Genomic DNA, 17084 nt, shown 5'->3' with positions numbered 1-17084 from the left:
TTTTCACAGCGATAGCCAAGATTAATAACTTTAAATTCCCCTTTTAGGGTAGAGATGGTTTTCCTCCATACAGGATGGCAATAGGTTAATTTCTCTCCACAGTCAGGACAAATTGAAATTTCAGGACTGTAATAGATAGACTCGCTTGGATTCAACCTGTTTTTAGTACGCATAAATAAACACCAACTTAAATAATTAATAAGTCTATTATAACCTATTTTATCCGTTGGTGTTATTTATTCCGTGTAAGAAAAAAAACTCCTTAAAGAGGATTTTTTCTCCAACTTTAAAACTATAGTATATAGTATTAAAAGTGAAAATAATTTGTTTTAGAAATAGAAGCCCTTATTCGATTTAAACAACACGTTGTGTATATAATTTTACGCAGATATACCAATTCTCAGTTACTTTATCTATTGGAGAATTGGTATATTTTTTAATAATTACTTAAATAGGTTTGTTATCACCTTTTTTTAATCTAATTTCATCTAAATAATTATAAATAGTAAATTTTGATACGTCTAGGAATAACGCAACTCGCTCAATAGAACGTTTTACCATGAATATGCCTTTATTATCCAAAAAATCAATTACATTTAATTTGTCTTCTTTACTCATAAAAGGGACTGGTTTTCCAACATAATCTGCGGCTTCTTTTAATAATTGTTCCATAACATCATTTATATCAGTTGAAAATGTCTCATCCACCTTTTTTTCAGTTGTAATAAAATCATTAAGAACTTTTGATACCATTAAAAAATCAGTAATATTATAATTTATACAAATAGACCCAATAGCCAATCCATCTTCATTTCTAATATAGATAGAGGAAGATCTTAATGTTTTACCATCTTTTGTAGTAGACATATAGTTAAGAATATCACTATCTTCCGCTCCTTTTCTTAAAGCTTCTAACCCCAAATTTGTACTAGAATCCCCAACCTTTCTACCGGTTATATGCCCATTTTCTATTGCAACAATCGAATGACCAACATCATATAAATCATGCAATACTACTTCGCAATTCGATCCGAGTGCCTTTGCAATTGCTTTAATTAACGGAAATAAAAAATGATATTTTTTATCTTCTAATAGTTTTGTCATTTTATTCCTCCTAAACAGTACCATCTGTTTTTAAAAATAATCCAAGTCATGTTTAATAATATACCATATTTTTTTATGATTCTTACATCTATAGATGAAAAAATATTAAAAAATTTTAATAATACTTACAAAAATTTTTTAATAACATATTGACAATATTTTTAATTGAAACTAAACTGTAACTAATCGGAATATAAAGAATTTTTAATATATTTCGAATTTATATTTTGGAATTTTTTTAAAATAAAAGTGGAAAATAGAAATTTTTAAGGAGGAATTTATGAATATCGAAAAAAGATTAAATGAATTGGATTTGAAAATACCTGAAATTGAGGATAGGGATCTTCCTTTTGTTTCAGGAGTAATTGTTGATAATTTAGTATATTTATCTGGACAAACCAGCAAGGATGGAGATTCTATTAAGCATTGTGGAGTAGTTGGATCTTCTATAACAATTGAACAAGCACAAGAGGCAGCAGAGGTTTGCATTCTTAATTTAATTGGTGCATTAAAAAAACTAATAGGCAATCTTGATAATGTTAAAAGAATTGTAAAGTTAAATGGATATGTAGTATCAGAAAGAAATTTTTTTGAACAGCCAAAGGTGATAAATGCTGCATCAATTTTATTAAATAAAATATTCGGAAATGAAAATCAACATGCAAGAGCTGCTATTGGAGTTGCTGCCTTGCCTGGTGGAACTCCTGTTGAAATAGAATTAATTGTAGAATTACATAGTTAATTATTGTCTAGATTATCTACATTTTTTTATAAAATTAATCTTTATTGATAGGTGGAGGTGCTTATATGCAATTAGAAGATTTAAGCGAGAGAGTTTTACAGGCATTTAATTCTAATGAATTGTTTAAAATAGTTAAGGATTTAATCTCTATTCCAAGTCACACTAACTCTGAAAACAAAGAAATAGAAATTGCAAAATATCTCTTTGAAATTTTTGAATCAGAAAAAATTGATGTTTATTTGCAAGAAATATGTGAAGGACGTTCAAATGTTATTGCTACACTAAAAGGGGAACAGGAGGGAACTAGTTTAATGTTTAATGGGCATATTGATACTGTCCCACCACTAGCTATGGAGAATCCTTTTACTCCAATTGAAAGAGAAGGAAAGATGTATGGACGAGGATCTGCTGATATGAAATCCGGAGTCGCAGCAATGGCATATGCATTGATTGTACTTAAACGTTTAGGAATAAAATTAAAAGGTGATTTGGTATTTGCTGGTGTTATTGATGAGGAATCATCAAGAAGTGCAGGTACAAAATATATTGTAGAAAATGGTCCAAAAACAGATTTAGCAATAGTAGGTGAGCCTACTAATCTCCATCCGGTAATAGCACATAAAGGGTGTAATTATTATGAAGTTACATTTAGTGGTACTGCTGTACATTCGAGCGTACCAGAAGAAGGAGCAAATGCAATATCTGCTGCAACATATTTTATTAGATTAATAGAGGAATCATTAGCATTTAAATATAAAAAACTTTCACATCCATATTTATCTCCTCCAACAGTTACTGTTAATTTAATTATGGGGGGGTCTGAAGGGAATATGGCTTACTTAACAGATAGTAATTCTGCCCTTGCTGGCACTGTTGCAGACTTTTGTAAAGTTTATCTAGATGTTCGATATATTCCTTACCAGACTCCTGAAGAAATAGTCGCAGATCTGGATTATTATGCTAAGCTTGTCGAAAAAAATAGAGCAAAAATAAAAACAGAAGTGAAAGCAATTCTTCCACATCCTGCGATGGAAATTAATGCTGATCATCAACTTGTACAAGTTGTTCAGAATAGTTTAACAAAGGGGATGGGGATAGAGAAGTCTGTCAGTGGAGCTACATATTGGGGAGACTCAGGTTTTTTAAATGGAATTTCAAAAATTCCAACATTATTGTTTGGTCCAGGTGATATAGGATGTGCTCACTCTGATAATGAGTTTATTGAATCTTCTCAGATTCAGCCTGCATCTATTGTATATGCACTAACTGCAATAGAGATATGTGGAATCTATGAATCAAATTAATTATTGAGACAATGCAACTTTTTCCAAAGGATTAATATAGTTATCTTTTAACACTTTTGAATAAATTTCACCAATTAATTCATAAAGTTAACCCAATATATTTTTATAGTGAAGGAGACTCTATGAGAACAATAATTAAGAACGGTATATTAGTAACTTCTAAAGCGATGTATAAAGCAGATGTATTAATAGAACAAGGAATAATTACGGATATATCAGAGAATATCCTTTTAGATACAAATGATCTTGTTATTAATGCAAATAATCAATTTATAATGCCAGGAGCAATTGATGTACATGCCCATCTTGCTGTTCCAGGGACAGTAGATGATTTTGAGAGCGGAACTAAGGCTGCTGCAATGGGGGGATTAACAAGCATAATCAACTTTACAAATCCAACAAAAGGACAGTCCTTTCTTGAAAATTTAAGAGAATGGAAGGATAAAGCAAAATGCTCCTATATAGATTATGGCTTTCATTCGATTATAAATGAATGCTCTGAAAAAGTATTAGCAGAGATACCAAAATTAGCAAACGAAGAAGGAGTTACTTCAATTAAGTTATTTATGGCATATAAAAATGATGTAATGGTTAGTGATCTTGATATGTATAAGTTGATGAAGAAGGCCGGAGAGTCTGGAATGATTGTTAATGTACATGCGGAGAATGGGGATGTTGTGGACCAACTAAGAAAAGAAGCGATATCAGAAGGGAAAACAGCACCAATATATCATGCTGAAACAAGACCAGCTAGTCTGGAAGCTGAAGCGACAAATAGAGCAATTAGAATCGCAGAAGTAGCCAATACTCCTGTTTATATTGTTCATGTCAGTTGTTCTGATGCATTGCAGGAAGTAGAGAGAGCAAAAAAAAGGGGGAGAATTGTTTATGCTGAAACTTGTCCTCACTATTTAGTTTTAGATAAAAGTTACTTAGAACTACCAGATTTTGAAGGAGGAAAATATGTTTGTTCCCCTCCACTCCGTGATAAACAAGACCAAAACTCACTGTGGGAAGGAATTAGAAAAGGCAGTATTTCAACTATTGGGTCAGACCATTCGTCACTGTTATTTGAAGGAGGGAAAAAGATTGGTTTCAATAACTTTACATTAATTCCAAACGGATTACCTAGTATAGAGGATATTTTTCATGTGGTTTATCATTTTGGTGTACATGAAGATAGGATATCTTTAAACAAATTTGTTGACATAATGAGTACGAGTCCAGCTAAAATATTTGGAATGTATCCACGAAAAGGAACACTAGAGATTGGAAGTGATGCTGATATAGTTATTTTTGATCCAAGTAAATCTAGAGTAGTTTCAAAAAAGGAACAACACCAAAGTACGGATTATAATATTTATGAGGGATTAGAACTTCAAGGTAGGATTACACATGTATTATCACGCGGCGATGTAATTGTTAAGGAAAATACTTTTTTGGGTGAGATAGGTCGGGGAAAGTTCATTTATCGGAAGAAATTTACTTTAAATTAATTTTTTAAAGAGGAGTTTTGATAATGTCGAATAATAATATAGAGTTTTACCAAGAAAAAATAGATCAACCGGATTCAACCTTATATAACGCTGATTTAGCACCAACCCCAAAGGCAAAAAGAAATTGGACAGCTTGGATTTATGCCTGTGTTTGGATGGGAATAGTTCATAATATCAATCAATGGGTAATAACTGCAAATATGCTTGATAAAGGCATGAGTTTTTGGCAGGCGTTCGGTGTTACATGCTTCGCATTTGGAATTGTTTATGTAGTTTTAATTTTGAATAGCTTTGCTGGTGCAAAATATGGAGTGCCTTTTCCTGTTCTTATTAGATCCGCGTTTGGACATAAAGCTGCATTAATACCAATATTCATTCGAGGTGTGTTAGGAATATTTTGGTTCGGTATCTTCGTATATCTTGCTAGTGAATCAATAGATGTTGCATTTGGTGCAATTGTACCTGGTTGGGAAGATCTCTCTAATATCAACTTCTTAGGAATGGGGTTAAACACAGTTATTGGTTATACCATCTCTATTATACTTCATTACCTATTAATTACTCATGGTATAGAACGTATTAAGAAATATGAACTTTGGGCTGGACCACTAATAATGGTCGTTGCTATAGCACTTGTCATTTGGGCAATAAATGTTGCCGGTGGATTATCTCCATTAGTAAATATAGAATCTACAATTGCGAAAGAAGATTTTTGGGGGTTATTCTTTTTATCTGCTACTGGAATAATTGGAACTGTTGCAACACTAATTGTTAATATTCCTGACTTAACACGGTTTTCACGAAGTCAAAAGGATCAAATAGTTGGCCAAGCAATAGGTGTACCCATAATGTTTATATTCTTTTCTATTATTAGTCTCTTAGTGACAGCAGGAACTATGTACGCATATGGAGGTGTCATAAATGATCCGATTCATATCATAGAACGATTTGATAATCCTCTCGTAGTTTTTATTGGAGCAATAATCATTTTAGCGTCTGTTCTTTCACTTAATGCTGCTACAAATGCAATTGCAGTAGGTTTTGATCTAGCGGCCTTGCTTCCACAAAAACTAAATTTCCGAAAAGCGGGGATAATAGCTATTTTTGTAGGAGTTCTTAGTCTACCATGGTTATGGTATGGTGAAACAGCATACATGGACAATATCATGGGCGTACTTGGTTCCACAATGGGACCAGTAGCTGGAATTATGCTAATAGATTTTTTTGTCATACGCAGACAAAAATATGAGGTGAATAGCTTGTTTGTGACTGACGGATTATACGCTTATAAAGATGGTTGGAATATTCATGCAGTCTTAGCCTTTATTATAGGATTTATTATTGCATTAAGCGGACTTATTGTCCCTAAATTAGACTGGCTATATGCGTATAATTGGTTTTTAGGTATAGGTACAGGAGGTCTAGTGTACTGGTTACTAATGACTGCTAAATTCAAAAAGGAAAAAAATATTTCGAATAATTCAAAGATCACGCCTCTTAATAAAGTTGAAAAATACTAATAATGAACGGAGAGTGAAAGAATGATAAGTAAAAAAAGATTAGAAGAAAGAATAAATAAACTTGGTACAATTAGTGAGAATGTGGAAGGTTGGATAGGTGTTACAAGGCGTGCACTATCAGAAGAGGATAGAAAGGCGCAAAGAGTAGTGAAAGATTGGATGGAAGAAGCTGGATTAGAGGTGCATTTAGACCATGCGGGAAATCTGATTGGTCGAAAAGAAGGGCAAAATAAGGATTCTAAGCCTATTGTGATTGGCTCACATATTGATTCTGTCGAAAATGGCGGGAAGTTTGATGGCATTATTGGAGTACTTGGTGGGATTGAAGTTGTTCAACATATGCAAGAAGAAGGAATTCAATTAGTTAGTCCAATAGAAGTAATAGCTTTTTGTGAAGAGGAAGGATCCCGTTTTAGAGACGGAGGAGTATTTGGCAGTAGAGCAATGACAGGAAAAATTAAAAAAGAAGATTTAGATGTAAAAGACCCAAATGGTATTTCTAGAAGAACGGCTTTACAAAGTTTTGACTTAAAGCCAGAGGAGATATTTACATCAGCAATCAGAAAAAAAGGAGATATCGAATTATTTTTAGAAATGCATATAGAACAAGGCCCTTTTTTAGAGCAAAATGGGACACCTATTGGAATAATAAATGGTATTACTGGTCGATATTTTGGAAAAGTTACCGTCGAAGGAGAATCAAATCATGTTGGTGCAACTCCAATGAATATGCGTTACGACGCACTACTTGGAGCAAGCGAACTGGTAATTTCCTTAGAAAAAATAGTTCTAAAGTATGGAGCACCAGCAGTTGGAACAGTATCCAAAATGGATGTATATCCTGGTGGAGTTAATATTATTCCTGGGCGTGTTGAATTATCAGGAGTAGATATCAGGGATTTAGATAATGTTAGAAGGGATGCAATTGTCGAAGAATTAAAAGTTCGGGCGAAAGAAATTTCTGAAAATAGAGAATTGATAATTGATTTTGATGATAAACTCAGAATGAGTTCAGAGATATGTAGTTACCATATAGTAAATACAATGAAAAGCGAAGCAAAAAAAATGGGTTTATCTTATTTAGAAATGCCAAGCGGTGCCTGTCATGATGCCCAAATAATGGGTGGAATTTGTGATATCGGTATGATTTTTGTAAGATCAAAAGGTGGAAGTCACAATCCAGAGGAAAGAGCAACTATGGAAGATATAGTTTTAGGTACCGAACTGTTATCACGAGTTGCAATACATTATGCAACAAAAGAAATGTCTACTACAAAATGACTGATAAAGGAATGAAGAATATTAAATTAAAAAATATAATCTTTGGTGTTTTAAATTCATTTTATTAAGAATCTTAACATGGCCTTTGGGCTCAGTGAATAGAAAATTGTTAGAATCTTAGTTTCTAATAATAAACTTCATACACAATGAGAAAGGGATAAAAAGATGAATGTTTTGATCACCGGATGCTCCGGTTTAGTTGGTTCTTCTTTAGTAAAATCTTTTATTAAGGAAGATATAAAAGTAATCGGATACGATAGATTTAACCAAAATGAATACATTGAAAATTTCTTTTTTGAGGAAGGTGATCTTTGTGATTTTCCTAGATTAGCTACAATTGTGAAAAATCATAGAGTAGATACAATTATACATTGTGGAGGTATATCTCATCCAAATGTAGGTGGTGCATCTCCAAATAACATAGTTCAAATAAACATAGTTGGAACGATGAATGTGTTTGAAGTAGCAAGATTATTTAATTTGAACAGGGTTATTTATTTGAGTTCAGGAGCGGTTTATGGGAATAATAACTTAACAATTACAAAGGAAACTGATCCATTAAATCCAACTACCATTTATGGTGTTACCAAAGTTACTGGAGAACAATTGGCAAATGTTTTTTCATCAACATATGGATTGGATATTGTTTGTTTAAGACTAGCTTTTGTATATGGATCTAATCGTTCTATGCCTGATCCTATAAAAACCTTACTGGTTAAAGCAATAAATGATAATAATATACTAGAAGAATATGGTGCAGATCAATCAATTGAATATATCTATGTAAATGATGTGGTTGAAGCGATAAGAAGGACATTGACTACAAAGCATTTAGAACATAATGTATTCAATATTGGAAGTGGCATAACTATTACGATTAGAGAGATTCTCCATATAATAAAGGAGATGTTCCCTGATATACTAATCAATGTTGGACCAGGTGACTATGGATACGATATGATTGGTAGTTTTGATTGTTCTAGGGCTAAAAGAGAATTAGGATTTCAAGCGGAATATTCTATAGAAAAAGGTATACAAGAATATGCTAACTATTTATTGAACAATAAGATAAATTCTTGATAGCATATTCACTATAATCAGAAAGTATTTGGTATTGGAGGACTATATGAAATTAAAAGGGAAGGTAGCTATAATAACAGGTACTAGTTCTGGGCTTGGAATGGGAAGAGGGTTTCCCCTTGCATTTGCTAAAGAGGGAGCAAATCTCTCCATAAATTACTATAAACATGATGAAAAACTAATGAATGTATATAGAAGAGAATTAGAAGAATTTGGAGTAGAAGTTAATTTAATTGAAGGGGACATATCAAAAGAGGAAACGGTGAAAAGCATAGTAGAATCTACTATTGAACGATTTGGGAAAATTGATATATTAGTAAATAATGCTGCAATTTCAACACAAAGTTATATTCAAGATATGTCAACAGAGATGTGGGACAGAATGATTGAAGTAAATTTAAAAAGTGTTTTTTTAACAACAAAATATGTAGTTCCCTACATGATTGCACAGGAATATGGAAGGATCATTAATATTGCTTCTCAATTAGGACAAAAAGGTGGGGTTGAGCACAGTCACTATTCAGCAGCAAAAGCTGGTGTAATAGGATTTACAAAATCTATAGCACTAGAGCTAGGGAGATACGGCATTACTGCAAACTGTATTGCACCAGGACCAATTGAAACGCAAATGATGGCAGGAGTAAATGAGGAATGGAAAAAAGGGAAATTAAGAGAACTAGCTATACCTCGTTTTGGTAAAGTAGAAGAAGTTACGCCAACTGCAGTATTTTTAGCTTCAGATCCTGAGGGAAGTATATATACAGGACAGACTTTAGGTCCGAATTCTGGTGACGTAATGTTGTGAATAAATAGTTTTATATATAAAATAATCTAATAGAATGTATGATATTTAAACTAATTAGAACTGGTAGTTTGGTGAGGGGAAAATAGATAATGTTTTATTAAATTGGTGTAGCTGCCGAGTTTGGCAGCTATTTCTTATTTTGTAATAGTTGGATTAGTATATTTGCATAAGTTTTAACAATTTAATTTTTATAATATCTTTAACTCTTTGAATATATAATAATGTTTACTATAGTTTGATTTGTTGATATCAATAAATAGCTCTATAGATTTAGCGGTAGGATTATTAGTCCTATTAATCTCTTATATTATATAGAAGTTCGTTAACTGGATAGGTGAATAATTTCGGTATAATTGATTTTAGCTCCAATAAATCATCAATAACGATAGCAGCCTGGCTAAGTTCATCTTCTCTAGCAAAATCAAAATTACAGCCGATAGAAATTAGTCCATTCTCTTTGGCAGCCTTAATATCAGAAAGTCGGTCACCGACAACAGCAGCACTAGTTATTCCGTGTTTGGCTATGATACTACGAACAAGATCTGATTTATTCAGAGATGCAATTTGTTGAATACTATATGTCTCTGTAAGCCAATTATTTAATTGATAGAATTCTACAATGGCATGTAAATATTCCATTAAGCCATTACTAGCTACGTAAATGGAAAAGTTATTTTCTTTCAAATAGGAGAAAATTTCTTTTACATTTGGGTATAATGCACCTTTTCCATTCTTTATATTTGTAACCAATCGTTTAAGAAAATAAGCATCCGTTTGTTCTCTTACCTCGATAGAATGATTAGGTAATAATGTTTCCCAAACGATCGGTAATGGAACACCCATAATTTCACGATATGTTTGAATGGGGGTAGCTCCTTCCCAATAATGAAGAGAGCGCAAGTGATTAAAAGTATCATTAAGGGATATTTCTAAAATTTTATCTGTTTGAAAAAGCGTGCCATCCATATCAAATATTAATGCTTGAGACATTTCGTTCTCCCCTTTGTGAAGTTCGTTTTATTTCTAAGATATATTTTAGCATAAAATTCCAATGGTGTTTTGAAGTTTTACATAGGTCATATAGCTTTTGTATATCTACATTTGGGAAAATTACTACAACCAGTAAAGGGGCCATTTTTTCCCTTACGTTGAACAAGTGAGTTGCCACAATGGGGACAAATATTTTGTTTTACTTTCTTTTTATTTGTTTTTACTTCAGACTGTATCGACTTAATATGATTTTTTGCTACTTTTTTCTTTTGTTTTTTATCAGAAATTAATAAACTATTTAACTTGTTTTCGATAGTATCTCGATTAATTGTTTCTTGAATGAAAGGTACATCCAGTTCTTTTATAGTAGAGAGAAGTTTCCGGTTATTTATGACAGATGCTTTTTTAAAAGGTGTTTTGTATTTTAATGTTGCTTCATTACTAAATACGATAATAGAGTAAATAGGAAAGTTTTCTGGGATTTCTTCAGAAAGATACTCCTTTATAGCTTGAATATGTCCATAATTTTGCCAAATTGGATTTTTGAATTTATGTTTTTTCTTATAAATAGCTTGTGTCCACGTCTGACTATTTTCACTTCCATAAATCCATCCTTGATAGTTTTTGGTCTCTATTATAAATAAAGCATTTTTACCAAACAGAACATGATCTATTTGAGACATGCCTCTTTTACTATTTGGAACATATAAATCTCTCCATTGCTTGTATGGAAATTCCAATTTGGATAAAAGTTTATTTACCCTCATTTCCCCAATAAAACCCTTTATTGTTGGGTAGAAGCGATTAGCGATAACTAAAAATAGTAATAATGCAAAAATTCCTATCAATTTTAATCTTCCTTTCTATTTTCTTTTAGTTCTATTGTACTAAAAAAGTTAAATCATGGATGAACTTTCATATTTTAGACAAAAATAACACCAAGTTATTATTCCTTTGTAATATATGAAGAAAAACAAGGTGAATTTAATTATGGATAATTTTACAAATGACAATACAGCTAGAAGGTTTAGGGCGCATGTTAGTGTTCTCGGAACGACACAAATTCACCTGCGAAATCCTTATATCATAGGGTGGTGGAGTGCTGCTTTTCCTGGATTCGGACATCTTCTTTTATCAAAATATCTACGAGGGTTTGTTTTATTTATTTGGGAAGTTATAGTAAATGTTAACAGTCATTTGAATTTAGCTATGATTTATTCGTTTCAAGGAGAGATTGACAAGGCTAAAGAAGTTCTTGATACAAGATGGCTGCTCATTTATATTCCAGTATATATCTTCGCTATTTGGGATAGCTATCGAACGACAGTAGATTTGAATAAAGTGTTTGTATTGGCAGAGCGGGAGGAGCATCGGTTCAATTCTTTTAGTATCGGTGTAATGGAAATCAACTATCTCGATAAGAGAAATCCTGTTATGGCAATTATATGGTCACTTTTTATGCCAGGATTAGGTCAATTATATATACATAGAATTGTCACTGCATTTTTTGTGATTATTTGGGTGGTAGTATTTTTTTATTTATCTCATGGACTTGAAGCCATTTCCCTATTATTTTTAGGGGAAATAAAACAAGCTACATCGGCATTAGATGCTGAATGGTTGTTGTTTTTCCCGTCGATTTATGGATTTGCTATATTTGATTCTTATATAAACACCGTGGAAAACAATAAACTTTATGATAAAGAACAGCGCTTCTATTTTAAAGAAAATTATCAATCATCGTCATTTAAAGTATTAAAAGGGCAAAAGGTGAAGTCATAATGCAAGTATTTTCAACATTTGAACATTCGAGTTTTATAGAAATGGCTATTAGTACGCTAGAAAAAAAGGGGATTAAGAAGGAGAGTATATTTATTCTTCCTTTAGATAATCAAACGGGAGAACGTAAACTTTTTGATAATATTCATCGCTCAGATGGAACCTCTCTTATTGATATTGGAGCAGCACTAGCTACTGCTTTTTCTGTTATTGGGGCAAGTATAGGGTTTAAGCTTAGATTAGGACCGATTTATTGGGGGCTTATAGGAGCAGCGGTCGGTTTTCTTATTGGAGTTGGGATTCGCTTTTTTACAGAAATAGTTATAAAAAAGAGAAAGCGATTGTTAAAGGGAATTCATTCAGAAGTAATCGTAATTGTGGATTGTGAAGAGTCACAAGGAGAAATGGTTGAGAATATATTCTTTGATCATTATGCCCTAGGAGTAGCGAAGGTAAAGAGTAGAGCACCTTCCAGCTAAATAGGAATAGTGCTCTTAGATTCTTATATTAATTCTTTTTTTATCTGAGCAGCAGTAAAAAGAGCTTTTTGATCTTGCATAATGTCTCCTGGCTTATTGCCAACACCTAAAATATATCCTCCAAATTCAATCCCCATAAAATCAAAGATATACTGAAACTGCTGAATCATAGGCAAGCCTTTCACATTTGGAGTATCTCCGCCGACAGCAATGACATATGCTTTCTTCGCAGCCATTTTTTCTTTGAAGTCAGGGGAATTTGCATCTCTTAATGAGTGAGACCAGCGATCGACGAAATTCTTCATCAAACCAGACATGCTATACCAGTAAATAGGGGTGGAGAAGATTAATATGTCATGGGCAAGTATTTTATCAGTTATTGCATGATAGTCATCCGTTCTGTTTTGAAATCCCTCCAAAGTGTGTCGCATATCTATAATTGGATAGATGGTATAATCTCTAAGTTGAATCAATTCTACAGAGATACCTTCTGTTATCTGATTAGTCAAGGTTGCGGTATTTCCATTAGGACGAGTTCCCCCATCTATTACGGCGATCGTTTTCATGAATTTTTCATCCTTTCCATCTATTCCTTTATTTCTATCTTAATATGAAAGTGACTGTTAATAAAGAGGATAATATAGATAGGTATTATCGAATAAATCGATAATGGAAGGTGACTTGAAGACTTCGTTTAAATAATTAGACTATATTTGTTATGTGTACTAATCCAAACGGAGAGGCACTTTTTTAATTTGCTAAATATTCAATTTAAAACGAAAGGATTGGAAAGGAATGCAATGGCCGATAATCGGATAAAATAACATGAACATTTATAGGAGGGATAATAATGGAAAATACGAATCGGTTTGTTGAAAAATTAAAGAATGATCAAAAGAAGCAAGAGAAAAATAAAAAGCATGGCAAAGGACATCCAGAAGGAAAATTACCAAATAAGCAGCACTAAAAAGATAAGAAAAGAACTGTGCCTTAAAATTTATGGTGCAGTTCTTTTTTATCGTTCGAATCTCCTACTTTCCCATAAAAATCCTTATTGCTATCACCACTCCATATCGCTCGGCATACTGTAGCAAAGGATAAAGAGAAGAAAGGGAGAGATGAAATGAAAATTGAGAAAGTCATGACATATTACGGATATGATTTGATGATTAATGATGTCTTACATAAGAAGTGTCTAAAGTGTAAACAGTGGTATAAATTTTATGGCGAGGTAGGCTATTGTAATTCATGTATTAGGGAGATGGAGAAAAACAGACAGAATCCTTTTAAACAATAGGTTTCGTTTATATTGGTATTATTTTATTATTAATCAGAATTCTATTAAGAACTTTAAAAACCTGTCCTATAAAAATTGCCTCTGCATATAATGATAGTAAATTTTGCTATTGGCGGGAGGAGTATATGTTATCGTTCATTGAAAAAGCGGTTCTCGGAATGGTTATCCTAAGATTATTATCAGGAAGCATTGAAATTACTGCAGCACTTTTAATGCTGAAGGCAAATGAGATAGAAAAAGCGCTTATAATAAATAGCTCATTAGCAATTGTAGGCCCTCTTGTGCTTATAGCAACCACCTTTATTGGCTTATGGGGGTTAACAGATAAAATCTCCTTTGTTAAGATGATGTGGATATTATTAGGGGTTGGGCTGATTATTTATGGGGTGAAAAGCGAAAATTAATAAAAATTGCCTTTTTCTCCTTGTGAGGTGATTAAAAGGCAATTTTATTGCTTTTGTGTAGGAGGATTATAATAAAAAACATTAGTGAATGAACATTAAGTAATAACGATTTCCTTAGAAAGAATAATTTCGATTTTATTTAGTAAGTTTTGGATTTCCTCTCCTTTAGAGATGTTTACATTTATTTCGCTAAGGCAATGTTCCTTAATTAAATCTACCTTTTTCTTTTTATTATTTTCCTCATCCTCATCGCTTTCTTTGCCACTATCATTTTTTAGCAACTGTTCATTCCCGTGGTGATTTAATATCCAGAAGGTATAAGTTAAATTTGGATTTTTTTCAGGATAACTGAAGAATATGACAAAGTGAATAAAGAAGTCTTTATCAAAATACTGTAATGTACCTCTAAGATAGTTCTCCTCATTCTTACTAGAGGAAAGGGAGGTGCGAAATCCTTTCTTCAATCCCATTTGCTCTATTTCATCCAGGATATATTCTATAAATAACTTCAATTTTTTTCCTCCGTTGTTGAGTTTTAGAAACTATTGCTTTGTATTACTTAGTTGTATTTTATTTTTCCCTTCCTAAGTCTTTGTATTCTGGGTATAAACATTATTTTGTAAAACGGAATAACTTTTCTATCTACGGATAATCTAACTAAAGATTATCGAAATCGCAAAATTTATGGAATACGGATGTATAGTTAATGGAGGTAGTATTTGTGGAAAAGAAAAAAAATACAAAAATGACAGCAGTAGCGATTGGTTCTATTCCGCTCATCATGACACTAGGAAATTCCATGCTTATACCAATATTGCCAAAAATGCAATCTGAAATTAATCTCTCTGCTTTTCAAGCTAGTATGACCATAACGGTTTTTTCAGTAGTTGCCGCTTTTTTTATTCCGATTTTAGGTTATTTATCGGATCGTTTCACGAGAAAGTCTGTTATTATTCCTGCTTTGTTTTTATATGGAATTGGTGGAATAGTAGCTGGATTTGCTGCAGCCAAATTTTCGCATGCTTACACATGGATCTTAGTAGGGAGATCCTTACAAGGGATAGGTGCTGCTGGAACCGCTCCGATAGCAATGGCATTAACTGCCGATTTATATAAAGGAGCGAAAGAAAGTAGGATTTTGGGGCTTGTGGAAGCATCAAATGGATTTGGGAAAGTACTTTCTCCGATACTTGGTTCTGCAATTGCCTTAATTGTTTGGTATGGCGTATTTTTTGCTTTTCCGATGGTTGTATGTATATCTATTATTTTGTCATGGATTTTCATTAGAGAAAAGGAGCATAGTAAAAAACCTCCTGCCCCAAGCAAATATATTAAAGGGTTATTAAGTGTTTTTAAGCATGAAGGAAAATGGTTATTTACAGCATACTTAGCAGGTGCAACTTGTTTATTTACACTCTTTGGTATCCTTTTTTATTTATCAGATACTTTAGAGAAAACGTATAAAATTGACGGTGTTATAAAGGGGTTAATATTAGCAATTCCCTTATTAGTAATGTGTACAACTTCCTATATTACAGGAAGTAAAATAGGCAAAAATCAAAAGCTAATGAAAAAGTTAATTGTACTTGGATTTCTTTTTGTTACCGCATCTTATGCGACTTTGAGTTTGTTTAAGAGCCTCGTACCTTTTATAGCAGTCCTTGCAGTCAGCAGTGTTGGAACTGGTTTGATTTTACCTTGCATCAATAGTTTTATTACTGGGGCTGTAGGCAAAGAAAGAAGAGGATTCGTTACCTCTTTATATGGCTCTGTACGGTTCTTAGGAGTTGCAATAGGTCCACCAATTTTCGGAAGGTTGATGGATTGGTCACGATTAGGTATGTTTTTATCAATAGCTGGATTTACTTGTGTAGTGGGTCTTCTTGCCTTGTTATTAATTAAAGTAGAGGATAAAAAACAGCCAGAGGGAGAAAAGGGGAAAAAAGACCAAAAAGAAGCGGAAAAAAAAGAAGTGATTTCTTTTTTGGAGCCTATTGAAGGCAGATAATAATGCTATTTTGGGATGTTTCCCAAACAGCATTATTATTTTTTTCGCCATGCAAACGCAGGAGTTGATATGGTTAGACGAATTTTTAAATTATAGAGAAATGCAACAATTTGTGTAGATAACCATTGGCAGACGAGAGCTTGTATTACAATTCGCCAATCAATAATATAAGCAGTAATGACAAATATTACGCCATTTATCCAAAATAATGGTTTCCCTGGGTTAATGTTTTTATATTTGGAAATGATTAAAGCGATTACTCCAATTCCACCATTCGATACACCTTGCCTTAATAGAATACCGATCCCTGTTCCCAGTATCAAGGATCCAATAAGCATATCCATCCACACATTGGAAAAGGGAGTACTCAAATAAGTTTGGGAAATGTTAACGACTAAAGAGGTGATTGTTATTCCAAATAATGTTCCAACTGCACTGCTACTGCCTAAGAAATGGATGGCAAAAAGGAGCATAGAAGCATTTATTATCCAAAGAATAATACTTAGGGGGATGTTAAAAAAATAATGGAAGAGAACAGTTAAACCGCCAGCTCCTCCTGAAGGAATAGAATTTGGGAAAAGGAATATACCCATTGCGCATCCTTGTATAATTGCTCCTAGCAAAATGAAGGAGTATTTTCTACATATTCTTCTCAATCGATAAGGTGAATAAGTTACCGGCTTTTTTTTTCTCAAAAAATCATCCCTCATTTAATATGCATGTCCACTATAATAACAAGTGTATGCAGAGACATAGAAAGGAATGACCTTTAATATAAGGTTTTCTTCATAATAA

Annotated in this window: 18 protein-coding genes and 1 pseudogene; 13 read left to right on the top strand and 6 right to left on the bottom strand. The window is 32.8% G+C overall.

Going from position 1 to position 17084, the window contains the following annotated elements; all coding sequences use genetic code 11:
• Positions 1–447: 447 nt before the first annotated feature.
• A complete protein-coding gene (locus tag ACTQ5K_RS18040) occupies positions 448–1104 on the bottom strand; it encodes a helix-turn-helix transcriptional regulator (RefSeq protein WP_441994174.1) in 657 nt (218 codons plus the stop codon).
• A 280-nt stretch (positions 1105–1384) separates the two neighbouring features.
• On the opposite strand from ACTQ5K_RS18040, the gene ACTQ5K_RS18035 reads away from it, so the two are divergent.
• The 7 genes from ACTQ5K_RS18035 (at position 1385) to ACTQ5K_RS18005 (ending at position 9332) form a co-directional block, all read left to right on the top strand.
• On the top strand, positions 1385–1846 hold the full coding sequence (locus ACTQ5K_RS18035; protein ID WP_441994173.1) for a RidA family protein: 462 nt from the start codon (positions 1385–1387) through the stop codon (positions 1844–1846).
• A 65-nt stretch (positions 1847–1911) separates the two neighbouring features.
• Positions 1912–3150 (top strand): M20 family metallopeptidase, encoded by a 1239-nt coding sequence (locus ACTQ5K_RS18030; RefSeq protein WP_441994172.1) that lies wholly within the window; start codon positions 1912–1914, stop codon positions 3148–3150.
• A 122-nt stretch (positions 3151–3272) separates the two neighbouring features.
• Positions 3273–4646 (top strand): dihydropyrimidinase, encoded by a 1374-nt coding sequence (hydA, locus tag ACTQ5K_RS18025; RefSeq protein WP_441994171.1) that lies wholly within the window; start codon positions 3273–3275, stop codon positions 4644–4646.
• Positions 4647–4669: 23 nt separating this feature from the next.
• Entirely contained in the window at positions 4670–6166 is a 1497-nt protein-coding gene (locus ACTQ5K_RS18020; protein WP_441994170.1) for an NCS1 family nucleobase:cation symporter-1, read from the top strand.
• A gap of 21 nt (positions 6167–6187) precedes the next feature.
• Positions 6188–7447 carry a M20 family metallo-hydrolase gene (locus tag ACTQ5K_RS18015; protein WP_441994169.1) on the top strand — a complete coding sequence of 420 codons (1260 nt, stop codon included), beginning with the start codon at positions 6188–6190 and terminating at the stop codon, positions 7445–7447.
• 165 nt (positions 7448–7612) lie between these two features.
• The gene (locus tag ACTQ5K_RS18010; RefSeq protein ID WP_441994168.1) at positions 7613–8527 is read left to right on the top strand and encodes an NAD-dependent epimerase/dehydratase family protein; all 915 of its coding nucleotides are present in this window, start codon (positions 7613–7615) and stop codon (positions 8525–8527) included.
• 46 nt (positions 8528–8573) lie between these two features.
• Positions 8574–9332: an SDR family NAD(P)-dependent oxidoreductase gene (locus ACTQ5K_RS18005; RefSeq protein ID WP_441994167.1), complete on the top strand. Its 759-nt coding sequence runs from the start codon at positions 8574–8576 to the stop codon at positions 9330–9332.
• Positions 9333–9626: 294 nt separating this feature from the next.
• On the opposite strand, the pseudogene ACTQ5K_RS18000 reads toward ACTQ5K_RS18005, so the two are convergent.
• Together ACTQ5K_RS18000 and ACTQ5K_RS17995 are read right to left on the bottom strand one after the other, a co-directional pair.
• Positions 9627–10337: pseudogene (locus tag ACTQ5K_RS18000) on the bottom strand (HAD hydrolase-like protein); the annotation flags it as partial.
• A gap of 71 nt (positions 10338–10408) precedes the next feature.
• Positions 10409–11170, bottom strand: coding sequence for an NERD domain-containing protein (locus ACTQ5K_RS17995; RefSeq protein ID WP_051640930.1), 762 nt, complete (start codon positions 11168–11170; stop codon positions 10409–10411).
• Positions 11171–11312: 142 nt separating this feature from the next.
• On the opposite strand from ACTQ5K_RS17995, the gene ACTQ5K_RS17990 reads away from it, so the two are divergent.
• Positions 11313–12104 carry a hypothetical protein gene (locus tag ACTQ5K_RS17990; RefSeq protein WP_048718440.1) on the top strand — a complete coding sequence of 264 codons (792 nt, stop codon included), beginning with the start codon at positions 11313–11315 and terminating at the stop codon, positions 12102–12104.
• Positions 12104–12580: a hypothetical protein gene (locus ACTQ5K_RS17985; RefSeq protein ID WP_031536414.1), complete on the top strand. Its 477-nt coding sequence runs from the start codon at positions 12104–12106 to the stop codon at positions 12578–12580. The genes ACTQ5K_RS17990 and ACTQ5K_RS17985 overlap by 1 nt, the downstream gene beginning before the upstream one ends.
• A 23-nt stretch (positions 12581–12603) precedes the next feature.
• On the opposite strand, the gene ACTQ5K_RS17980 is transcribed toward ACTQ5K_RS17985, so the two are convergent.
• Entirely contained in the window at positions 12604–13146 is a 543-nt protein-coding gene (locus ACTQ5K_RS17980; protein ID WP_441994166.1) for a flavodoxin family protein, read from the bottom strand.
• A 284-nt stretch (positions 13147–13430) separates the two neighbouring features.
• On the opposite strand from ACTQ5K_RS17980, the gene ACTQ5K_RS17975 reads away from it, so the two are divergent.
• The 3 genes from ACTQ5K_RS17975 (at position 13431) to ACTQ5K_RS17965 (ending at position 14281) form a co-directional block, all read left to right on the top strand.
• Positions 13431–13547 carry a DUF4023 family protein gene (locus ACTQ5K_RS17975; protein WP_441994165.1) on the top strand — a complete coding sequence of 39 codons (117 nt, stop codon included), beginning with the start codon at positions 13431–13433 and terminating at the stop codon, positions 13545–13547.
• A 156-nt stretch (positions 13548–13703) separates the two neighbouring features.
• Positions 13704–13877, top strand: coding sequence for a hypothetical protein (locus tag ACTQ5K_RS17970; protein ID WP_251628474.1), 174 nt, complete (start codon positions 13704–13706; stop codon positions 13875–13877).
• Positions 13878–14002: 125 nt separating this feature from the next.
• Positions 14003–14281, top strand: a complete 279-nt coding sequence (locus ACTQ5K_RS17965) for a YqhV family protein (protein ID WP_031536416.1) — start codon at positions 14003–14005, stop codon at positions 14279–14281.
• A gap of 95 nt (positions 14282–14376) precedes the next feature.
• Here the strand turns inward: ACTQ5K_RS17965 and ACTQ5K_RS17960 are convergent, their stop codons facing one another.
• The gene (locus ACTQ5K_RS17960) at positions 14377–14793 is read right to left on the bottom strand and encodes a hypothetical protein (protein ID WP_031536418.1); all 417 of its coding nucleotides are present in this window, start codon (positions 14791–14793) and stop codon (positions 14377–14379) included.
• A gap of 233 nt (positions 14794–15026) precedes the next feature.
• On the opposite strand from ACTQ5K_RS17960, the gene ACTQ5K_RS17955 reads away from it, so the two are divergent.
• Complete coding sequence (locus ACTQ5K_RS17955; protein WP_239687086.1) at positions 15027–16289, top strand: MFS transporter; 1263 nt, start codon at positions 15027–15029, stop codon at positions 16287–16289.
• Between the two features lie 35 nt (positions 16290–16324).
• Here the strand turns inward: ACTQ5K_RS17955 and ACTQ5K_RS17950 are convergent, their stop codons facing one another.
• A complete protein-coding gene (locus tag ACTQ5K_RS17950) occupies positions 16325–16984 on the bottom strand; it encodes a YitT family protein (protein WP_441994164.1) in 660 nt (219 codons plus the stop codon).
• Positions 16985–17084 lie beyond the last annotated feature (100 nt).

Origin of the sequence: Niallia sp. Sow4_A1 (assembly GCF_052116745.1) — a bacterium.
Lineage (GTDB): Bacteria > Bacillota > Bacilli > Bacillales > Cytobacillaceae > Niallia > Niallia hominis.
Note: the sequence above shows the minus strand (reverse complement) of the source record. Positions and strands in the feature narration are given on the sequence as shown.